Origin of the sequence: Roseovarius tolerans (genome assembly GCF_028885395.1) — a bacterium.
In the GTDB taxonomy this organism is placed as follows: domain Bacteria; phylum Pseudomonadota; class Alphaproteobacteria; order Rhodobacterales; family Rhodobacteraceae; genus Roseovarius; species Roseovarius tolerans.
Genome location: NZ_CP118494.1, coordinates 2,125,633 through 2,146,317, shown reverse-complemented (window position 1 = coordinate 2,146,317; position 20,685 = coordinate 2,125,633). Strand labels below are relative to the sequence as shown.

The window sequence follows — 20,685 nt, the reverse complement described above, 5'->3', positions numbered from 1 at the left end:
TGTTTCCCTTCAGTTCGGTTTCGCGCTAGATCAGACCTATGGATATTGTTCTCATCACCACGGTGATCGCCTCGCTCTTCCTCGTGATCGGGGTGGCGGAGCCGTTGGCGGCGCGGTTGCGGCTGCCCTATAGCGTGATCCTTGCGACACTCGGTATCCTGATCGGCCTCGCGGCGGTGTTCTTTCTGCGCACGGAACTGACCGATGCGCTCAACCCGGTCGCGGAGGCGATCCTGGGCCTGCCGATCCGGTCCAACGTGTTTCTTTACGTGTTCCTGCCGACGCTGCTGTTTCAGGCCACGTTGGGCATGAACCTGCGGCGGATGTTGGATGACTGGGTGCCGATCCTCGTGCTGGCGGTGGTCGCGGTGATCGTGGCGACGCTGAGCGTGGGCTATGCGCTGTCCTGGGCCAGCACCTTGCCGCTGGCGGCCTGCCTGTTGATCGGGGCGATCGTATCGACCACCGATCCATCGGCGGTGGTGTCGATCTTTCGGTCGCTGTCGGCGCCGCGCAGGCTGGCGCGGATCATCGAGGGCGAGAGCCTGCTGAACGATGCCGCCGCGATTGCGCTTTTCGGCCTGTTCATGGGGTTCGTGATGCTGGGGGTGCCTAATCCGAGCCTTGGCGATGCGCTGTCGCGGTTTCCGGTGCTGATCGCCGGGGGCGCGCTGACCGGCTGGTTGGCGGCACGGGTCGCGGTTTGGGTCATGGCGCTGTTCAGCCGTCATGAGCTGGCGCAGATCTCGATCTCGGTGGCGCTGCCCTATCTCGCCTATATCGGGGCCGAGCAGAGTGTCGGTGCCTCGGGGGTGATCGCGGTGGTCGCAGCGGGGCTGACCCTGAACCTGAGCGGGCCGGGCCGTCTGCCGCCACAGGCCTGGACCAACCTGCGCGAGGTCTGGGACCTGCTGGCGCATTGGGCAGGGGCGCTGATCTTTATCCTTGCGGCGCTGTTGATCCCGCGTCTGCTGGAAGAGGTGAAGGCGAGTGATGTCGCGCTGGTCGGCGTGGTGATCCTCGCCGCGATCGCGGCGCGGGCGGTCATTCTGTTCGGGTTGTTGCCGCTGCTCACGGCGATGCGCGCCTCGCCGCCTGTCGAGCGCCCGTACCGCGCCGCGATCCTGTGGGGCGGCCTGCGCGGGGCGGTGACGCTGGCGCTGGCGCTGGCGGTGACCGAGAGTTTCCGGGTGCCGGTCGAGGTCAAGCGGGTGGTCGGCATTCTTGCAACCGGATTTACGCTGTTCACGCTGATCGTGCAGGGCACGACCTTGCGGATGGTCATTCGCTGGCTGGGGCTTGACCGGCTGTCGCCGCTTGATGAGGCGCTGTCGCGGCAGGTGGTGGCGGTGGCGCTGCAGACCGTGCGCGAGGATGTCGCGCGCACGGCGGAGAATTACGACCTGTCCCGCGATATCGTGCGATCCGAGGCCAAGCGGTTCGGCGAGCGTCTGGACGGGGCGGTGAAGCGCGCCGAGGCGAGCGCCGATATCCTTGACCGGGACCGGATCACGCTTGGCCTGATCGCGCTGGCGGGGCGTGAGCGCGACACCATTCTGGCGCGGGTGAGGGAGCGGACGATTTCGGCGCGCATGGCCGAGCAGGTGCTGTCGGATGCCGACCGGCTGATCGAGGGTGCGCGCAGCGACGGGCGCAGCGGCTACATGCGCGCGGCACGGCACATCGTCGCCTATGGCCGGGGCTTTCGCGTGGCGGTGGTGCTCAACCGCCGCCTCGGGCTGGCACGGCCGCTGGCGCGGCTGACCGCCGACCGGTTCGAATTGCTGTTGTCACAACGGCTGATCCTGCAGGATCTGGGCGAGTTCATTCGCGGCCGCATCCGACGCATTCATGGCCGCCGGGTGGCGGAGTTGCTCAACGAGTTGCTGGCGCGCCGGGTTGAGATGCTGGAGACCGCGCTGGAGGGGTTGCGGCTGCAATATCCCGGATATGCCGAAGAGTTGGAGCGTCGGTTCATCCGGCGCACTGCGCTGCGGCTGGAAGAGCGTGAATACGCGACCATGCGCGAGGACGGGCTGATCGGATCAGAGGTCTATACCGCCCTGATGCAGGATGTCGCCGCGCGCCGCGCGCGGGCGGAGGTGCGCCCGAGGCTCGATATCGCGCTGCGACGGGCCGAACTGATGAAGCAGTTTCCGCTGTTCGCCGAACTGGATGCGCGCGCGCAGAAGCGTCTCGCGCGGGTGCTGCACACCCGCTACGTGGATGCGGGCGATATTGTGATCCGCAAGGACAGTACGGCCAAGCGGGTGTTCTTCATCGCCTCGGGGGCCGTTGAACTGGAGAGCGCAGGCCAGACATGGCGGCTGGGCCGGGGCGAGATGTTCGGCCAACTGGCGCTTCTGATGAACAGGGTGCGCCGGGCCGAGGTGCGCGCGATTGCGCCTTCGACCTTCCTGGTGCTGGACGAGGACCGCTTTCGCCGCCTGTTGCGCCGCAGTGCTGCGCTGCGTGAGGCGGTGCGCGCCAGTGCCGAGAAACGCGGCATCGAGCCGGGCGACCTGCTGTCGACTCTCCCGGGGGATGGGGTCCGTGAAGCGTCCGGATAACGTTTTGTTTTTGTTTGGAAGTTCGGAAGTTTGCAGAGGGCGCCTGCGGTGCTGGAGCAAGGCTTTCAAGGGCGCGCGGTTGGGGCCGGGCCGCAGGGTCGAGAAAAATGAAATTTCGCGCATGGGGCGCTTGACGAGGGCCGGTCTGCCGCTTAGAAGCGCAACACGTCCGAGGGATCGGGCGGGCAGTGAGCGGTTGTAGCTCAGTTGGTTAGAGTACCGGCCTGTCACGCCGGGGGTCGCGGGTTCGAGCCCCGTCAACCGCGCCACCGCTGCCTTGAGACGATCCCGATGCGTGAGATGCGCGGTTGTAGCTCAGTTGGTTAGAGTACCGGCCTGTCACGCCGGGGGTCGCGGGTTCGAGCCCCGTCAACCGCGCCATTCTCATGACATTCCTAGTGCTTGCGATGGTTGTCAGACCACCAGCACCGGCACCTCCGACAGCCCCGTTACCTTGTGCGAGACGCTGCCCAGAAGGTAGCCTTCCATCGAGCCCATGCCGCGGCTGCCGATCACGATCAGGTCGTTGTCGTGCTCCTTGGCGAATTTGACGATGGTGCGCGAGGTGGGGCCGGATTTGACGAAGGCGCGCACCCGGCTGAAGCCTGCCTCGATGGCGTGTTTCTTGGCGTAGTCGGCGACTTCGGTGGCATGGGCCGACATGATGTCGTCGAGATTGCCGGGATCGTTTGGGCGCACCATCGACAGTGAGGCCTCGAGCATCGAATGGTGGCGATAGACCGTCAGGATAGTCAGCGCCGCCTCGGTGAGGCGGGCCACTTCCATAGCCTTGTCGAGCGCCTTTTCCGCATTGGGCGAGCCGTCGAAGGGCACAAGGATCGATTTGAACATGGTGTCCTCCTCGGGTTATTTCGCGAATGCGAGATCGCGCAGGAAGAGGGCGATCTGCGGGAAGTAGATCAGCGCCACGGCCACCGATAGCAGGATGCAGATGAACGGCGGCGTGCCGCGGATCACCTCCCAATAGGGCCGTTTGAAGACCGCGATGGCCGTGAAGATGTCACAGCCGAAGGGGGGCGTCGCCGAGCCGATGGCGACCTGAAGCGTGATGATCGTGCCGACAAGTACCGGGTCAAGGCCCACGGAGTCCACGACGGGTGCGAAGATCGGCACCATGACGAGGATCACCACGATGGGATCGACGAACATGCAGCCGACAAAGAACGCGATGGAGATCACGAAGAGCACGCCGACCTGTCCCATCTCGTCGATGCCGATGGAGCCGAGGATTTCCTGCGGGATCTGGGCGAAGGAAATCACCCAGGAAAACGCAGCTCCCACACCGACGAGGATGAACACCACCGCCGTGATCAGCCCGGTGGATTTCGCGGTGTCATAGACGCCCGAAAGATCGAGCGAGCGAAACACCAGCACTTCGAGGATGAGCGCGTAGAGCACGCAGGCCGCCGCCGCCTCGGTGGGCGAGAAGATGCCGCCATAGATGCCGCCGATGATGATCGCCGGAAAGCCCAGCGGCCAGAGCGCGTATTGGATGGCGCGGGCGCGGTCGGGCCAGCTTGTCTTGGGTTCTGTGGGGACGTTGTTGCGCACCGCGTAGATCCACGAATAGATCGAGAAGAGTAGCAGGATCAGCAGCCCCGGCCCGATGCCCGCGATGAAGAGTTCCGCAATCGAGGTGTTGGAGACGACGCCGTAGATGATCATGCCGATGGAGGGGGGGATCAGGAAGGCTATGTCGGAGGAGTTGACGATGAGGGCAAGAATGAAGCTGTCGTTGTAGCCGGCCTTTTGCATGCGCGGCCGCAGCGGCGAGCCGATGGCAACCACCGTGGCCTGAGTGGAGCCCGAAACCGCACCGAACATCGTGCAGGCCGCCGCCGTCGAGACCGCGAGCCCGCCCTTGAGGTGGCCGACGAAGGCCATCACGAGGTCGATGAGCCGCCCCGCCGATTGGCCGCGTGTCATGATATCGGCGGCGAAGATGAACATCGGCACCGCAATGAGCGAGGCGGGGCGGATGCCCGCCATGATCTGCTGGATCATCGTCTCAAGCTGACCGAAGCCACCGAAGAGCGTGTAGAACCCGACGAAGGCCCCGACGATGAGCGGGATCATCATCGGAAAGCCCAGAAGCAGCAGGACGATCATGATCGAGAAAATCGTTGCGGCCATGGCTCAGACCTCCATCTCGTTGTCGTCATATCCCTCAAGCACGGCGGTCGAGAGGTAGATATCCTTGGACAGGATGTTCTTGATGGCCGTGAGCAGATATTGCAGCCCGGTCATGAAGAAACCGACCGGCACCCAGACGAGGGTGACCCAGACCGGGATTTGCAGCGAGGGCAGGACACGTCCGCGGCCCGCCTGCGTCAGGATGTACTGGAATGAGTAATAGCAAAGGCCCAGCATGAACACGGCCGTCACCAGCGCGATCACGATCATCATGAGTTTGCGCACCTTGGGGGGCAGCGCGTCGTAGATCGCCGACATCCGGATGTGACGGCCCTGACGGGCGGCATAGCTGATGCCGGCGAAGGTGATCATTATGATCAGGATGCGGTTGAGTTCCTCCGAGAAGAACAGGCTGTTCTGAAAGACAAAGCGACCGACGACATTGGCGACGGTATTGGCGGCCATGAGCAGCACGCCGACGGCCAGCATGATCGCCTCGACGCGGGCGATCAGGGTGTCGATGGTGCCGAGAAAGCCGGGCAGCGTGGAGACATAGGCATCTGGCGGAGGCAAGCCCCGGGCGTTTCGTTCCGGCGGTGCCGCGCCGTCCGTATCAGGCTTGTCGTTCACGGCTGACCCTCCCCGCGAAAATCATTTGTCAATTGTGGGTGCGGGGGCGGCGCAATGCGGGCCGCCCCCGATGTGGTGCCGCTGTTATTCGGTCACGGCCTCGAGGTCGGCCTTCATCTGGTCGAGGATTGCCTTGCCGCTGTCCCCGGTCATCTCGACGAACCGGTCTTCGACCTTTTCACCCGCCTCGATGAACGGCTGACGCTGCTCTTCACTCAGCACGTTGATCTCGATCTCTGGCTTGGCTTCCTTGATCTTCTCGATGCTCTCTTCGTGCAGCCCTTGCTGGTAGTTGATGATATGATCGAACGCCACGTCGATGGCATCCTGCACGACCTGCTGTTCATCGCCGGAGAGGCCGTCATAGAACTCCTTGTTTGCCATCACGGCGGTGGTGAAGTTGCTGTGGCCCAAGCAGGTGATGACCTCGGACACCTCATACATGTTGGCGGACCAGTTCCAGAACATCGGGTTTTCCTGGCCCTGAATGATGCCGGTCTGGAGCGCGCCGTAAACCTCGCCCCAGGGCAGCGGCGTGGGGGTCGCACCAAACGCCTGATAGCTCTCGACAAGCAGCGGGTTGGTCATCACGCGCACCTTGACCTCGTTGAGGTCGGCGGGTTCGGTCACCGGCTCCTGCGTGGTCACGCAGACCTCGCCTTCGGGGAACATGGTCAGCAGTTCCAGCCCCTGTTCGGCATAAAGCTCGGGGAACATCTCGTTGACCGCCTTGGAGGTACGGAAAAACTCGCCGAGTGCCTCGGTGTCCTGCGGCAGCAGATAGGGTACGAAAAACACCTGCGCCTCGGGGATGAGCGAGCCGGTGAAGCCCGGGCTCTGGTCGACGAATTGCAAAATCCCGGCCTGCGCCTGTTCCATCGTGTCGGCGGATTCGCCGAGCGTGCCATAGGGGAACAGCTGCACCTGATGGTCGGAATTGGCCTCGACCTCTTCCTTGAATTTCTGGGCAAAGACGCCCTGCACGTCCTCGAGCGCCTCCTCGAAGGCGTAGCGCCAGGTATCAGCGGTCGCGGCGGTCGCGCTGAGGGCCAGAATACTGGTGGTGGCGAGCGCCGTGACTGTGCGTTTTACGACTGTGGTCATGATGTTCTCCCAACTGTTAACAAATCCCTTTGAGCCTGTCGCGAACTGACCTCCATGTCAAATGGGAGTCGTAAGCCGTTATAAATATTTGGAATATGCTGTTTCGAGAGGGAGTCGTGCGTGTCGCTTTTGGCGCATTTCCGACGTTTTCTACGCGCGCGCGTCCGCGCGAAACCGGCGCAGCGCGGCGATGGTGTCAGAGGCGTTGGTGTCGGGGAAAAAGTGCCCGCCGGGGATCGCCTGCGCCTGCATATGGCGGCATTTTGCGGCCCAGGTGGCGGCCACGTCGTAGTGCTCGGCCATGGCTCCGGAGGCTCCGAAGAGGACGAGCGTGGGGCAGGGGATTTGCGCCTCGTAGTCCGCCGCGTCGTCGGCGATGTCGTGGGCGAGCGTGGCGCGGTAATCGTTGCACATGCCGCGAATCGTTTCCGGGTCGCGCCAGGCGGCGCGATAGTGCGCCAGTTGATCCGCATCGAAGGCATCGAGTTGCGCGCCGCCCCAGCCGAGCAGGCAGGACTGGAAATAGCGGTCCGGGTCGGCGGCGATCATGCGGTCGGGGAAGGGTGCGGGCTGGGCGAGGAAGAACCAGTGGTAATAGGAATTGGCCACGGGCCAACGCAGGTCCGAGAGCAGCGTGTGGGTGGGGATGATGTCCATCAGCGTGAGCGTGGTCACGCGGTCGGGCGCGTCGAGCGTCAGGCGATGCGCCACCCGCGCGCCGCGATCATGGCCGACAACATCAAAGGTTGCGTGGCCGAGGCTGTCCATCAGTGCGAGCATCTCGTGCGCCATGGCGCGAAAGCTGTAGGCGGCGAGGTCTTGCGGCTTGTTCGAGGCGCCATAGCCCGGCAGGTCGGGGCAGATCACGGTATGGGTTTGCGCCAGCACGGGTGCGATATGGGCCCACATCGCGCGGGTCTGGGGAAAGCCGTGCAGGAGAAGGAGCGGTGGCCCCTCACCGCCGATGCTATAGGCGAGGGGACCGCTAGGATGATCGGTGAAACCGGGGATCATTTGGCCCCACTCTTATTTGGCCAGAGCGTCAAGCACCCGTGCCCATGACCTGATGCCCTTGTGAAAGCTCTCGACATTGTATTTCTCGTTGGGTGAGTGGATGGCGTCATCCTCCTGCGCGAAGCCGATGAGCATGGCATCGAGCCCGAGAACCTCCTTGAAAAACCCCGCGATGGGAATAGAGCCGCCCATGCCGGTCAGCACTGCTTCACGGTCCCATTCCGCGGTAAGCGCCTGACGCGCGGCCTCGAATTCGGGGCGGTCGGTGTTCATCACGGCGGCGGGGGATCCGTCGAGATCCTGATTCCACGTGATTTTCGCGTCGGGTGACAGCCGGTCCTCGACATGTTTGCGGATCTTGGCGCGCAACGTGTCGGGGTCCATGTCGCCGACGAGGCGGCAGGTCAGCTTGCAATGCGCCTCAGACGGGATGACGGTCTTGGTGCCCGCGCCCTGATAGCCGCCCCAGAGGCCGTTGATCTCCAGCGTCGGGCGCGCCCATTGCTGGACCAGCGTGGAGTAGCCTTGCTCGCCATGCGGGCGGGTCATGCCGACCGAAGAGAGGTACTCCTGCTCATCAAAACCGCAGGTGTCCCACTGGCGCATAAGATCTGCGGGCACCTCTCGAACCCCGTCATAAAATCCCTCTACGGTGACGCGTCCGGTCTCATCGTGAAACGAGGTGATCAGGCGGGAGATTTCGCGCAACGGGTTGAGGGCGGGGCCGCCGTAATGGCCCGAATGCAGGTCGATGCGCGGGCCGGTTATGGTGAATTCGTCCTTGAGCATGCCGCGCAGTTGCGAGGCGATGGAGGGCACGCCGGGGGCAACCATCGAGGTGTCGCAGATCAGCGCAAGATCGGCGGTGAGTTCGGCGGCATTCTCGCGCATGAAGGGGATGAGCGAGGGCGAGCCTGATTCTTCCTCGCCCTCGAAAAAGAAGGTGATGCGGCAGGGCAGGGTGCCGGTCACGTCGCGGTAGGCGCGGCAGGCCTCGACGAAGGTCATCAGTTGGCCCTTATCATCCGAGGCGCCGCGCGCGCGGATCACTTTTCCGTGGGGCGTGTCCTCGATTTCGGGGGTGAACGGGTCAGTATGCCACAGGTCCAATGGATCTACCGGCTGCACGTCGTAATGGCCGTAGAATAGCAGGTGCGGGCCGGTGGTGCCCTCGGGCCCGTCGATATGGCCCACGACCATCGGGCGGCCCGGTGTGGGGCGCTTTTCGGCTTTGACGCCAAGGCTTTGCAAGTCATTTACCAGCCAGTCCGCTGCCGCCTCGCAGTCTGCGTCATAGGCCGGATCAGTGGAGATGGAGGGAATGCGTAATAGCCCAGAGAGCCGGTCGAGGGCGGTGGGCAACTGGTCGTCGATGCGGGTGAGAACGGCGGAAAGGGACATGGCTGGCCTTTGGGTCTGGTCTATGTATTCTGGCGAGGGTAACAGGCCGCTCAGCACTGTCCAGCGAGTTGACACAGGTCAAGGAGGGCGGGGGCGGCAATTTGTAACCTGTTGTGTGAAAGGGATGTATAATATATGCATTCCAAATATTGAATAAGTGGCGCGACGTGCCATCAAAGACCCCGAGGGTGGCCGACCGCCACCTGAAGGTGCCGAAGGGAAGGACCTGCCAGTGGATTACGCGGCCAAGCTGGATCAAGCGATCGAACGTCTGCACGACGAAGGGCGCTATCGCACCTTCATCGATATCGAGCGGAAGAACGGCAATTTCCCGCATGCCACCTGGCGCAAGCCGGATGGAAATGAGCAGCCGATCACGGTCTGGTGTGGCAATGATTACCTGGGCATGGGGCAGCATCCGGTCGTGCTGGCGGCGATGCATGAGGCGATTGACGCCACCGGCGCGGGATCGGGCGGCACGCGCAACATTTCCGGCACCACGGTCTATCACAAGCGGTTGGAGGCGGAGCTTGCGGATCTGCATGGCAAGGAAGCGGCGCTGCTCTTTACCTCGGCCTATATCGCCAATGACGCGACGCTGAGCACGCTGCCCAAGCTGTTCCCCGGTCTGATCATCTATTCCGACGCGCTGAACCATGCCAGCATGATCGAGGGCGTGCGCCGCAATGGCGGGGCCAAGCGGATATTCCGGCACAATGATGTCGAGCATCTGCGCGAGTTGATGGCGGCGGACGATCCCGACGCGCCCAAGCTGATCGCGTTCGAGAGCGTCTATTCGATGGATGGCGATTTTGGCCCCATCGAGGCGATTTGCGATCTGGCGGATGAGTTCGGCGCGCTGACCTATATTGACGAGGTTCATGCGGTGGGCATGTATGGTCCGCGCGGGGCCGGTATCTGCGAGCGGGACCGGCTGATGCACCGTCTGGACATCATCAACGGCACGCTGGCCAAAGCCTATGGCGTGATGGGCGGCTATATCGCGGCATCTGCAAAAATGTGCGATGCGGTGCGCAGCTATGCGCCCGGCTTTATCTTTTCGACGTCGCTTGCCCCGGCGCTGGCTGCAGGCGCTACCGCGTCGGTTGCATTTCTGAAGACCTCGGAGGGGCAAAAGCTGCGCGAGCAACATCAGACGCAGGCGAAGATCCTCAAGACCCGGTTGAAGGGTATGGGCCTGCCGCTGATTGACCACGGCAGCCATATCGTGCCGGTGATCGTGGGCGACCCGGTGCATACCAAAAAGCTGTCGGATATGCTGCTTGAGGGCCATGGCATCTACGTTCAGCCGATCAACTTTCCGACCGTGCCGCGTGGCACCGAGCGGCTGCGCTTTACGCCGTCTCCGGTGCATGGGCCCGACGAGATGGACGCATTGGTGCACGCGATGGACGCGCTCTGGAGCCATTGTGCGCTGAATCGCGCCGAATTGGCGGGATGACGCAAGCGGACGTGCATTAAACCTTGCGCTGTGTTAATCTGATCTAAAGATAAGGCCTATGGTCGAATCGTAAGATTCGTATGGGGCCAAGGGACACGCAAGAGGCACAGAGCGCATGATCGGGCGGCGTTTTTCGCGCAATGTCGAAACGGACGAGGCCGATATGCGCGGCTTCGACGCCTTTGAGTTGCGTCTTGGTGACCTGATGCGCGGCGAACGCGCGACCCTCGGAAAATCCCTGTTGGATGTGGAACGCGAGTTGCGGATCAAGGCCAATTACGTGGCCGCGATCGAGAATGCCGACCCGTCCGCCTTTGACACCCCCGGTTTCATTCCCGGCTATGTTCGGTCCTATGCACGCTATCTGGGCATGGACCCGGATCAGGCGTTCACGACATTCTGCGCCGAGTCGGGTTTTTCCATCGCGCATGGCATGTCCGCCGAGGCCTCGTCCATTCGCAAGCCCGGTGCGATGCCGGTGCGCAAGACGAGGGCGCAGGACCCGCTGATCGCGCCGAACACGCCGTTCCTGCCGGCCTCCGAGAGCTTTCTGGCGCGGATCGAGCCGGGGGCGATCGGATCGGCTCTGGTGCTGGTCGCGCTGATCGGTGCCATCGGCTATGGCGGCTGGAGCGTGCTGCGACAGGTGCAGCAGGTTCAGCTTGCGCCGGTCGAGAATACGCCGGTCGTGCTTGCCGATCTTGATCCCCTGAGCGGGGCCGCGGTGACGCGTGACGAGGCGTTGGCCGATGCGGGCGATGCGGCGGGAGTGTTTCAGCCGCCGCGTGATGAGCGTCTGAGCCGTCTGTACCGCCCCAAGGCACTGGATGTGCCGGTGATGGTGGCGCGTGATGCACCGATTTCCACGCTCGACCCGCGCGAGGTGGGCACGCTGAGCCCGACCGCGCCCGAGGCGGACCGCGCAAGCGGGATCGAACTGGCGCTGCGTGAGGCGCAGGGGTTTGGCGCCGACGCGTTGGCCACCCCCAAGGTTGTCGCCGACGGCCCGCCCGATTTGCAGGTCGTGGCTGTGCGCCCGGCCTGGGTGCGGGTGCGCGGGGCCGATGGCAGCGTGATTTTCGAAGGCATTCTGAATGCGGGCGATACCTATGACGTGCCCGCAACCGAAGAACCGCCGACCCTGCGGGTGGGCGAATCGGGGGCCGTGTATTTTGCCGTGAACGGTCAGCATTACGGGCCTGCGGGGGCGCGCGGATCGGTGACATCCGACCTTGCACTGACGCCGGAGACACTGACCGAACGCTATGCCGTGGCGGATATCTCGGCCGATCAGGACCTGATGCAATATGTCGCCGAACTCACGACGGACCCTGCCGCTCAGGACTGAGCCGCAACGCATGATTGCCCCGAGGGCCCTGGCGTATTATCTGTATCGGTGACAGCCACTCTCAGACCGAACGGGGCCAAAGCGATGTCGCTCAACCATATCCGCCCGTGGCGCAATATCTATCGCCGCAAATGCCGTCAGATCATGGTGGGCAATGTCCCCGTGGGTGGGGACGCGCCGATTTCCGTGCAGACCATGACCAATACGCTGACCACGGATGTGGCGGGCACGGTGGCACAGATTCAGGCTGCTGCCGAGGCGGGGGCGGACATCGTGCGGGTATCGGTGCCGGATGAGCCGTCTGCCAAGGCGCTGAAGGAGATTGTGCGCGAAAGCCCGGTGCCGATCGTGGCCGACATTCATTTCCACTACAAACGCGGGATCGAGGCGGCGGAGGCGGGTGCGGCCTGTCTGCGGATCAACCCCGGCAATATCGGTGATGAGCGCCGTGTGCGCGAGGTGATCTCGGCGGCGCGTGATCATGGATGCTCGATGCGGATCGGGGTGAATGCCGGAAGCCTTGAGAAGCATCTGCTGGATAAATACGGCGAGCCGTGCCCCGATGCGATGGTCGAGAGCGGGCTGGAGCATATCCGCATCCTGCAGGACAACGATTTCCACGAATTCAAGATCAGTGTGAAGGCGTCCGACGTGTTCATGGCTGCCGCTGCCTATCAGCAACTGGCCGAGGCGACGGACGCGCCGATCCACCTCGGGATCACCGAGGCGGGGGGGCTGACCTCGGGCACGATCAAGAGTGCGATCGGTCTGGGCAACCTGCTGTGGATGGGCATCGGCGATACGGTGCGCGTGAGTCTGAGTGCGGACCCGGTGGAAGAGGTCAAGGTCGGCTACGAGATCCTGAAATCCCTCGGGCTGCGGCATCGCGGCGTGAACATCATCTCCTGCCCGTCCTGTGCGCGGCAGGGCTTTGACGTCATCAAGACCGTTGAAGCGCTGGAAGAGCGGTTGGAGCATATCAAGACGCCGATGAGCCTGTCGATCATCGGCTGCGTGGTGAACGGCCCCGGCGAGGCGCTGATGACGGATGTGGGCTTTACCGGCGGCGGTGCGGGCAACGGCATGGTCTATCTGGCGGGCAAGCAAAGCCACCGGATGGACAACGCGCAGATGATCGACCACATCGTCGAACAGGTCGAGAAACGCGCCGCCGAGATCGAGGCGGAAAACGCGGCGCAGGCGGCGGAATAGGGCCTCTGATGTCCTCGGCCTGCGCCGCTCTCCACGGCTGATAAGTTAACAAAACGTAATTATTGCGGGCGTTTACACGGCGGTCTTCATTGATCTTGCGTGCGGTGTCGCGTATAGGTTGTGCCATGCTGGACGAATTGGGCGAGCGGCCCCGGGTGATGCCCGGAGGCCGCTTTTTTGCGTCGGCACGGCGGAGGCGCTCAACAACGGCATCAGACAATCGCACGAGGCATGAGCACGCATGGTTTTGATCACCCCCGATGAGGGGCCTACGGGCCTGACCACCTCCATCAACGCGCTGGAGGGCCAATTGGCGGATATGCGTCAGGAACTGGAAGACCTGTATCACCGGATCAAGGCCGGGGATCTCGATGAACTGAAGAGCGCGACCAAGGCCACCGCCGAGATCCGGCAATGGCTGAAAATCGCGATAGAAGCGGAGGCGCAACTTGACAAACGCAAACGACACGAGCGTGGCATCGCCCACGGATACGCCATTGATTTCGACGCCGCCCGGGATGAGATCGGGTGCCGCATGGATCGTCTCAGAAGGGCAAGATGTTCAGGACCAGTTCCTCGATGCCCTGACTGAGGGGGAATTGCTGGCGCTGCCATTTATCTTCGAGTTCTGGGCGCTGGAGCATCAACTGCCCCCCGAGGGCGACTGGCGCACTTGGGTGATCATGGGGGGGCGCGGCGCGGGCAAGACGCGGGCCGGGGCGGAATGGGTGCGCGCCCAGGTCGAGGGGGCGCGGCCATTGGACGTGGGGCGGTGCAAGCGGTTGGCGCTGGTGGGCGAGACCATTGATCAGGTGCGCGAGGTGATGATTTTCGGCGAGAGCGGCATCCTCGCCTGTTCGCCGCCAGACCGGCGGCCAGAATGGCAGGCGACGCGCAAGCGGCTAATCTGGCCCAACGGCGCGATTGCGCAGGCGTTTTCGGCGCATGATCCCGAGGGTCTGCGCGGGCCGCAATTCGACGGGGCCTGGGTGGATGAGCTGGCCAAGTGGAAGAAGGCGCGCGAAACCTGGGACATGCTGCAATTCGGGTTGCGACTGGGGGAGGATCCACGCGTCTGCGTGACCACGACCCCGCGCAATGTCGGCGTGCTCAAGGATATTCTGGCGGCCTCCAGCACGGTGGTGACGAGCGCGCCGACCGAGGCCAATGCGGCCTATCTGGCCGAGGGCTTTCTGGAAGAGGTGCGCGCGCGCTATGCGGGCACACGGCTGGGGCGGCAGGAACTGGACGGGGTGCTGGTCGATGCGGCCGAGGATGCGCTCTGGACGCCCGCGATGCTCGAGGCGGGGCGGGTGGAGGCCGCGCCCGATCTGGACCGGATCGTGGTGGCGGTCGATCCGCCGGTGACCGGGCATGCGGGCTCGGACGAATGCGGCATCGTGGTCGTGGGGGCCGTCACGCGCGGCCCGGTGCAGGACTGGCGCGCCTATGTGCTGGCCGATGCGAGCGTGCGGGCGGCAAGCCCGGCAAGCTGGGCCAGTGCCGCCATTCGCGCGATGGAGCAGTGGGGGGGCGAACGGCTGGTGGCCGAGGTCAACCAGGGTGGTGATCTGGTCGAGCAGGTGGTCCGGCAGGTCGACCCGCTGGTGCCGTTCCGGTCGGTGCATGCCAGCCGGGGCAAGGTCGCGCGCGCCGAGCCGGTGGCGGCGCTTTACGAGCAGGGGCGGGTGCATCACCTGCGAGGGCTTGGGGCACTGGAAGACCAGATGTGCGCGATGACCACGCGCGGTTATGAGGGCAAGGGCAGCCCCGACCGGGTCGATGCGCTGGTCTGGGCGCTGACGGACCTGATCGTCGAGCCGGGGGCCAAGTGGCGACGGCCAAGCGTGCGGGCGATATGACCGGCTCCAGCGCCTTGTGCGGTAGCTTTTGCCGGTCCCGATGCCTGGCTGTGTGTCGGGAGCACATGCCGCGTCGTCCGGATATATGAGGGGTGGAGATTGGTTTGGTAGGCCCGGAGGGACTCGAACCCCCAACCAAAGCGTTATGAGCGCTCTGCTCTAACCAATTGAGCTACAGGCCCGACCTGTTGTTCCTCGTAAGTGCAGCCCGAAGGGAGGTCAAGGCTTTGACGTTGCGTGGCGCGCGCTGATGGGCTAACGGGAGGCGCATTCAGCCGATGAGGACTGCCATGACCGACAAGCGAAACGGGATTACCTATGCCGAGGCCGGTGTCGATATCGACGCGGGAAATGCCCTTGTGGAGCGGATCAAGCCTGCTGCCAAGCGCACCGTGCGTCCGGGTGTGATGGCCGGTCTGGGTGGGTTCGGCGGGCTCTTTGATCTCAAGGCGGCGGGCTATTCCGATCCGGTTCTGGTCGCGGCCACCGATGGCGTCGGCACCAAGCTGCGGATCGCGATCGACACCGGCCATGTGGATGGCGTGGGCGTCGATCTGGTGGCGATGTGCGTCAATGACCTGATTTGTCAGGGTGCGGAGCCGCTGTTTTTCCTGGATTATTTCGCGACCGGAAAGCTGGAGCTTGATCAGGCGACGCGGATCATAGAGGGCATTGCGAAGGGCTGTGAAGGCTCTGGTTGCGCGCTCATCGGGGGTGAGACGGCAGAGATGCCGGGCATGTATCCGGCGGGCGATTTTGATCTGGCGGGTTTTGCCGTGGGCGCGATGGAGCGTGGCCACGAGTTGCCCGCGGGCGTGGCCGAGGGCGATGTCCTGTTGGGGCTCGCGTCGGACGGGGTGCATTCCAACGGCTACAGTCTGGTGCGGCGGATCGTCGAGATGTCGGGGCTGGGCTGGGACGATGCCTGCCCCTGGGCCGAGGGCAGTCTGGGTGCGGCGCTGCTGACGCCGACACGGCTCTATGTGCGGCCCGTTCTGGAGGCGATCGCCAAGGGCGGCGTGCATGCGCTGGCGCATATCACCGGCGGCGGGCTGACCGAAAACCTGCCGCGCGTCCTGCCCGAGGGCACTGCGGCCGAGATCGACCTAGGCGCATGGGATTTGCCGGGCGTGTTCCGCTGGCTCGCCGAGACGGGCGGAATGGCGGAGGGCGAATTGCTCAAGACCTTCAATGCCGGGATCGGCATGGTCGTGGCGGTGGACCCCGCACAGGCCGACGCGGTCGAAGCTGTGCTGCAAGGCGCGGGCGAGACCGTGTGCCGGATCGGGCATGTGACGGCGGGCGAGGGGACGGTGCGCTACGCGGGCCGTCTGCTTTGACCAAGCGGGTTGCGATCTTTTTGTCGGGGGGCGGCTCGAATATGTGCGCCCTCGTTGAGGACATGGCGGGCGATCATCCGGCGCGGCCCGCGCTGGTCCTGTCGAACAATGTGGGCGCGGGTGGCATCAGTTGGGCAAAGGAGCGCGGGATTGCCACCGAGGTGGTGGATCACCGGCCGCATGGGCCTGATCGCGCGGCGTTCGAAGCCGAAATCACGGCGCGGATCGCCCCCCATGAGATCGACATCATTTGCCTTGCGGGCTTCATGCGGGTTCTGACGGCGGGGTTCGTGACGCCCTGGCAGAGGCGGATGATCAACATCCATCCGTCGCTCTTGCCGAAGTATCGCGGGTTGAACACCCATGCGCGCGCCATCGAGGCGGGCGAGCGCGAGGCGGGCTGTACCGTGCACGAGGTGACGGCGGAACTCGATGACGGTCCGATCCTGGGGCAGGCGCGCGTCGTGGTGCGCCCCGATGACACGTCCGAGCGGCTGGCGGCGCGGGTGCTGGAGCAGGAACATATCCTTTACCCGATGGTTCTGCGCCGCTTCGCGGCGGGCGACAAGAGCCCGGTTCATTTGCCCTGACGGGGCAGGTGGCAGGCGTTTGCAATCGTCGCAATCTCGTCTATAGCTGGGGTACGGGGGTGGCGCAGAGTAGACGAGACAAGAAGAGAGAAGACACCTTACCCCATGAAAACCATCACCAAGACTGACGATCTCGCGGCGTTCTGCGCCAAGGCGAAACAGCACCCTTACGTCACCGTGGACACGGAATTCCTGCGCGAGCGCACCTATTATTCCAAGCTGTGCCTGGTGCAGCTTGCGGTGCCGGGCAAGGAGGACGACTGCGCCGTTCTGGTTGATCCGCTGGCGGGCGAGGGCCTGTCGCTGGAGCCGCTTTACGCGTTGTTCCGCGATACCTCGGTGGTCAAGGTTTTCCACGCCGCGCGGCAGGATCTGGAGATTTTTCAGGTCGAGGCCGGGGTGATCCCCGCGCCGCTCTTCGATACTCAGGTGGCGGCGATGGTCTGCGGTTTCGGCGAGCAGGCGGGCTATGAGACGTTGGTCAAAAAGATCGCCAAGCAGTCGCTCGACAAGAGTTCTCGGTTCACCGACTGGTCGCGCCGCCCGCTGACCGATGCGCAAAAGACCTATGCCCTGGCCGATGTGACGCATTTGCGGGGGATCTACGAGTTTCTTGCCAAGAAGCTGGCCAGCACTGGCCGCGACAAGTGGGTCGAGGAGGAACTGAGCGTGCTCACCGATCCCGAGACCTATCGCACCGAACCCGGAGAGGCGTGGCGGCGGATCAAGACGCGCAACACCTCGCCGCGATTCCTCGCGATTCTGCGTGAGCTGGCGCGGTTCCGCGAGGAGTATGCGCAGAGCCGCAATATCCCGCGCAACCGGGTGTACAAGGATGACGCGTTGCTGGAATTGGCCGCAACCAAGCCACAGAATGTTCAGGATCTGGGGCGGTCCCGTCTGCTGTTGCGCGAGGCGCGCAAGGGTGATGTCGCCGATGGTATCCTGGCCGCAGTCAAGGCCGCGCTGGACTGCCCAACCGAAGATCTGCCCAAAGCCGACAAGATGGCGGATCGTCAGCAGATCAACCCGGCGCTCGCGGATTTGCTCCGGGTGCTGCTCAAGGCCAAGAGCGATACATATGGCGTGGCACCCAAGCTGATCGCCAGCGCCGCCGATCTTGATGCGATGGCGGGCGGCGATCGCGACGTGGCGGCGCTGCGGGGCTGGCGCAGGGATGTGTTTGGTCAGGACGCGCTCCGGCTCTGCGAAGGCGAGATCGGACTGGCAGTGAAGGGCAGCGCCGTGGAGCCGGTCGAGATCTGAGCGATCAGGGGCGAGGCTTGGCGAAAGGCTTTTGCAAAAGCCTTTCGCGATGAGGACGCAGTCAGCGGCTGCTGACCCGCTCGTTGCGCGCGCCGCGCACGCGGATTTCTGCGGCCCGTTCGATATTCTGCCGCGAGACGAAAACCGCTGCTTGCACGGCGCGCGCGCGTTCCGGGCCTTGCGGCATGTTCTCGGACTGGATCGCGCGTAGCTCGAAGTCGAGAACGCCGTTGATCGGTTTCTTGTCCTCGTTCTCGGGCACCAGCCGGACGTCGAAGGCCCCCTGTCGCAAGGGCAGGCCCGTCACCCGGATAATCGCCCCGTCTGAGGTGCGCTCGATCTCCATTGCGGTAATCTGGTCTACAAGCGTGCCTTCATAGACAACTTCGCGTTTGCGGCGAAAGATGCTGTCCTCGCGCTCGGGGATCAGGGGGTTGGTGTTTTCTGTCGCGGCCGCGGGCGCGGCCCGACGTCGCGATCTGCTGCGCCCGAACCAATTGCGCGGATTGACCCGCGACTCTCGCAATCCGCCGCACCCTGCCAGGGCGAGCGCCCCGGCCATTGAAAGAAATACCCGCCTGTGCATGCCATCCGCCTTTGTCTTACGCCCCTTCCGGTTATCGCATCCATTCCCGCTTGAAAAGGTGCAAGCTTGGACTGGACCTTTTTCGCTTGCCTCCCTAGGTCTTGGGCAGGATCAGAAGGAGCAGGCCATGACCGGTGCGGCATTTGAAGAGATTGTCGAAGATTTCGAGTTCCTCGACGATTGGGAGGACCGTTATCGGTATGTCATCGACTATGGCAAGGCGATGGACCCCCTGGACGATGCGCTCAAGGTGCCCGCGACCAAGGTCGATGGCTGCGCAAGTCAGGTCTGGTTGCATCCCAAGATCGAGGATGGCCGGTTCAGCTTTGACGGTGACAGCGATGCGATGATCGTGCGCGGGCTGATCGCGGTGCTGCGCGCGCTTTACAACGATCTGCCGGTGAAAGAGGTGCCGCAGGTCGATGCGCCGGAGCAATTGGGCCGCTTGGGCCTGAACGATCATCTTTCGGCGCAGCGCTCGAACGGATTGCGCGCGATGATCGAGCGAATCCGGTCGGTAGCTTCTGAGGCGGCGTGATCTCAGGTCTTTCCAGAGCGTTATTTGACCGCGGCGAAGCGGTGTATCAGCCGCCGGTATGGCTCATGTGGCGCGAGACGCGGCCATCGACCGACTGGCGCGAATAGTCGAAATCGTGGCCCTTTGGCTTGCGCGAGATGGCGTTGCGAATCTCCGCCTCGAGCGGCGCGTCATTGGCGGGATTGTTGCGCAAGGGCGCGCGCAGGTCGGCCATGTCTTCTTGGCCAAGGCACATGTAAAGCTCGCCAGTGCAGGTCAGACGCACGCGGTTGCAGCTTTCGCAGAAATTATGCGTGAGCGGCGTGATGAAACCGATCTTCTGCCCGGTTTCCTCGAGCCGCACATAGCGCGCCGGGCCGCCGGTGCGTTCGGGCAGGTCGGTGAGGGTATAGTTTTCGGCAAGCTGCGCGCGCAGGTCCGACAGTTTCCAGTATTGGCCAAGCCGGTCCTCGTTGCCGATATCGCCCATCGGCATGACCTCGATGAAAGTGAGGTCCATGTCGCGCGATTTGCACCATTCGACCAGCGTGAACAGCTCGTCCTCGTTGAAGCCCTTGAGAGCGACGGTGTTGATCTTGATCCGCAGCCCGGCCTTTTGTGCCGCGTCGATGCCCTTGATCACCTGGGGCAGGCGGCCCCAGCGGGTGATGTCGGCGAACTTCTGCTCGTCGAGCGTGTCGAGCGAGACGTTCACCCGGCGCACGCCTGCGGCATAGAGATCGTCTGCAAAACGCTCAAGCTGGCTGCCGTTGGTGGTGAGCGTCAATTCCTTGAGATCACCCGTCTCGAGATGCCGGGTCATGGCGTCGAAAAAGGTCATGATCCCCTTGCGCACCAGTGGCTCGCCACCGGTGATGCGCAGTTTTTCCACGCCCATGTGCACGAAGGTCGAGCACATCCGGTCGAGTTCCTCGAGCGTCAGCAGCTCTTTCTTGGGCAGGAATGTCATGTTTTCCGACATGCAATAGACGCAGCGAAAATCGCAGCGGTCGGTCACGGAGACGCGCAGGTAGGAGATGGCGCGCTGGAACGGGTCTATGAGAGGTGCTGTCATGGCAGAAACCTAAGCGGCAGCGGGGGGCGGGGCAAGGGTGATGTTGCGGATTGTCGGGCCTGCATCGGCGCGATAGGCTGGCGAGATGACACGTTACATTCCGATCATGGCCATTCTGACCTTACTGGGCGGTTGCGCGCAGGTGGAGAGGGTCTTTCCGTCCGACCCCGCCCCGGAGAAGGTCGCCCCGCCTGCCGAATCTGACGCGCCGGAGGAGGGGGGCGAGGCCGACACAGGCACAGAGACACCCCCGCCCGCAACGGGCGATCTGGGGCTGACGGTGGCGTCCCTGGGCACCGCGACGGAGCCGGGGCTATGGCTCAAGACGCCGCTGGTGGATGCGCGGGGGCGGGGGCGGGTCACCTATCCGGTGAACGGCAAGACGGTGGAGGTGGATCTTATCCCGCTCGATGCGCCGCGCGGCGCGGGCAGCCGCTTGTCGCTGGCCGGGTTTCAGGCCCTTGGCGCGCCGCTGACTGGGTTGCCGGAGGTGCGGGTCACCGGCCTCGGCGGGTGACGCGCGGCTTTCGCTTTGTCTTTCGCGACCTTGCGGG

At 64.0% G+C, this 20,685-nt stretch carries 19 protein-coding genes and 3 tRNA genes; 13 read left to right on the top strand and 9 right to left on the bottom strand.

What is annotated here, in order from left to right; translation table 11 throughout:
• The first annotated feature begins 38 nt into the window (after positions 1–38).
• From PVU19_RS10580 to PVU19_RS10570, 3 genes are all read left to right on the top strand, one after another.
• Positions 39–2,570, top strand: a complete 2,532-nt coding sequence (locus tag PVU19_RS10580; RefSeq protein WP_050662541.1) for a cation:proton antiporter — start codon at positions 39–41, stop codon at positions 2,568–2,570.
• A gap of 192 nt (positions 2,571–2,762) precedes the next feature.
• Positions 2,763–2,839, top strand: a tRNA-Asp gene (locus PVU19_RS10575).
• A 35-nt stretch (positions 2,840–2,874) separates the two neighbouring features.
• Positions 2,875–2,951 (top strand) — tRNA-Asp (locus tag PVU19_RS10570).
• A gap of 33 nt (positions 2,952–2,984) precedes the next feature.
• Here PVU19_RS10570 and PVU19_RS10565 read toward each other — a convergent pair.
• From PVU19_RS10565 to PVU19_RS10540, 6 genes are all read right to left on the bottom strand, one after another.
• On the bottom strand, positions 2,985–3,422 hold the full coding sequence (locus PVU19_RS10565; RefSeq protein ID WP_050662540.1) for a universal stress protein: 438 nt from the start codon (positions 3,420–3,422) through the stop codon (positions 2,985–2,987).
• A gap of 15 nt (positions 3,423–3,437) precedes the next feature.
• Positions 3,438–4,724 carry a TRAP transporter large permease gene (locus PVU19_RS10560; protein ID WP_050662539.1) on the bottom strand — a complete coding sequence of 429 codons (1,287 nt, stop codon included), beginning with the start codon at positions 4,722–4,724 and terminating at the stop codon, positions 3,438–3,440.
• 3 nt (positions 4,725–4,727) lie between these two features.
• On the bottom strand, positions 4,728–5,297 hold the full coding sequence (locus PVU19_RS10555; protein ID WP_050662571.1) for a TRAP transporter small permease: 570 nt from the start codon (positions 5,295–5,297) through the stop codon (positions 4,728–4,730).
• Between the two features lie 141 nt (positions 5,298–5,438).
• Positions 5,439–6,458, bottom strand: coding sequence for a TRAP transporter substrate-binding protein (locus PVU19_RS10550; RefSeq protein ID WP_050662538.1), 1,020 nt, complete (start codon positions 6,456–6,458; stop codon positions 5,439–5,441).
• Positions 6,459–6,608: 150 nt separating this feature from the next.
• Positions 6,609–7,472: an alpha/beta fold hydrolase gene (locus PVU19_RS10545; protein WP_050662537.1), complete on the bottom strand. Its 864-nt coding sequence runs from the start codon at positions 7,470–7,472 to the stop codon at positions 6,609–6,611.
• Positions 7,473–7,484: 12 nt separating this feature from the next.
• Positions 7,485–8,873: a dipeptidase gene (locus tag PVU19_RS10540; protein WP_050662536.1), complete on the bottom strand. Its 1,389-nt coding sequence runs from the start codon at positions 8,871–8,873 to the stop codon at positions 7,485–7,487.
• A 232-nt stretch (positions 8,874–9,105) separates the two neighbouring features.
• Between PVU19_RS10540 and hemA the strand changes: the two genes are divergently transcribed.
• From hemA to PVU19_RS10515, 5 genes are all read left to right on the top strand, one after another.
• Positions 9,106–10,335: a 5-aminolevulinate synthase gene (gene hemA / locus PVU19_RS10535; RefSeq protein WP_050662535.1), complete on the top strand. Its 1,230-nt coding sequence runs from the start codon at positions 9,106–9,108 to the stop codon at positions 10,333–10,335.
• 115 nt (positions 10,336–10,450) lie between these two features.
• Positions 10,451–11,683, top strand: a complete 1,233-nt coding sequence (locus PVU19_RS10530) for a helix-turn-helix domain-containing protein (RefSeq protein ID WP_050662534.1) — start codon at positions 10,451–10,453, stop codon at positions 11,681–11,683.
• Positions 11,684–11,767: 84 nt separating this feature from the next.
• Positions 11,768–12,895, top strand: coding sequence for a flavodoxin-dependent (E)-4-hydroxy-3-methylbut-2-enyl-diphosphate synthase (gene ispG / locus PVU19_RS10525; RefSeq protein WP_050662533.1), 1,128 nt, complete (start codon positions 11,768–11,770; stop codon positions 12,893–12,895).
• 241 nt (positions 12,896–13,136) lie between these two features.
• On the top strand, positions 13,137–13,487 hold the full coding sequence (locus PVU19_RS10520; RefSeq protein WP_050662532.1) for a hypothetical protein: 351 nt from the start codon (positions 13,137–13,139) through the stop codon (positions 13,485–13,487).
• Positions 13,414–14,757: a DNA-packaging protein gene (locus tag PVU19_RS10515; protein WP_082237546.1), complete on the top strand. Its 1,344-nt coding sequence runs from the start codon at positions 13,414–13,416 to the stop codon at positions 14,755–14,757. Before PVU19_RS10520 ends, PVU19_RS10515 begins: the two co-directional genes overlap by 74 nt.
• A 105-nt stretch (positions 14,758–14,862) precedes the next feature.
• Here the strand turns inward: PVU19_RS10515 and PVU19_RS10510 are convergent.
• Positions 14,863–14,939 (bottom strand) — tRNA-Ile (locus tag PVU19_RS10510).
• Between the two features lie 108 nt (positions 14,940–15,047).
• Here PVU19_RS10510 and purM point away from each other — a divergent pair.
• The 3 genes from purM (at position 15,048) to rnd (ending at position 17,953) form a co-directional block, all read left to right on the top strand.
• Complete coding sequence (gene purM, locus PVU19_RS10505; RefSeq protein WP_050662531.1) at positions 15,048–16,097, top strand: phosphoribosylformylglycinamidine cyclo-ligase; 1,050 nt, start codon at positions 15,048–15,050, stop codon at positions 16,095–16,097.
• The gene (purN, locus tag PVU19_RS10500; protein WP_050662530.1) at positions 16,094–16,687 is read left to right on the top strand and encodes a phosphoribosylglycinamide formyltransferase; all 594 of its coding nucleotides are present in this window, start codon (positions 16,094–16,096) and stop codon (positions 16,685–16,687) included. Before purM ends, purN begins: the two co-directional genes overlap by 4 nt.
• Before the next feature lie 105 nt (positions 16,688–16,792).
• Complete coding sequence (rnd, locus tag PVU19_RS10495; RefSeq protein WP_050662529.1) at positions 16,793–17,953, top strand: ribonuclease D; 1,161 nt, start codon at positions 16,793–16,795, stop codon at positions 17,951–17,953.
• A gap of 61 nt (positions 17,954–18,014) precedes the next feature.
• On the opposite strand, the gene PVU19_RS10490 is transcribed toward rnd, so the two are convergent.
• Positions 18,015–18,479 (bottom strand): hypothetical protein, encoded by a 465-nt coding sequence (locus PVU19_RS10490; protein WP_235575774.1) that lies wholly within the window; start codon positions 18,477–18,479, stop codon positions 18,015–18,017.
• 187 nt (positions 18,480–18,666) lie between these two features.
• On the opposite strand from PVU19_RS10490, the gene PVU19_RS10485 reads away from it, so the two are divergent.
• Positions 18,667–19,077, top strand: coding sequence for a SufE family protein (locus PVU19_RS10485; RefSeq protein ID WP_050662527.1), 411 nt, complete (start codon positions 18,667–18,669; stop codon positions 19,075–19,077).
• A gap of 46 nt (positions 19,078–19,123) precedes the next feature.
• Here PVU19_RS10485 and moaA read toward each other — a convergent pair whose 3' ends face one another.
• On the bottom strand, positions 19,124–20,131 hold the full coding sequence (gene moaA / locus PVU19_RS10480) for a GTP 3',8-cyclase MoaA (RefSeq protein WP_050662526.1): 1,008 nt from the start codon (positions 20,129–20,131) through the stop codon (positions 19,124–19,126).
• An 85-nt stretch (positions 20,132–20,216) separates the two neighbouring features.
• On the opposite strand from moaA, the gene PVU19_RS10475 reads away from it, so the two are divergent.
• Positions 20,217–20,648, top strand: coding sequence for a hypothetical protein (locus PVU19_RS10475; RefSeq protein WP_050662525.1), 432 nt, complete (start codon positions 20,217–20,219; stop codon positions 20,646–20,648).
• Positions 20,649–20,685: the final 37 nt, after the last annotated feature.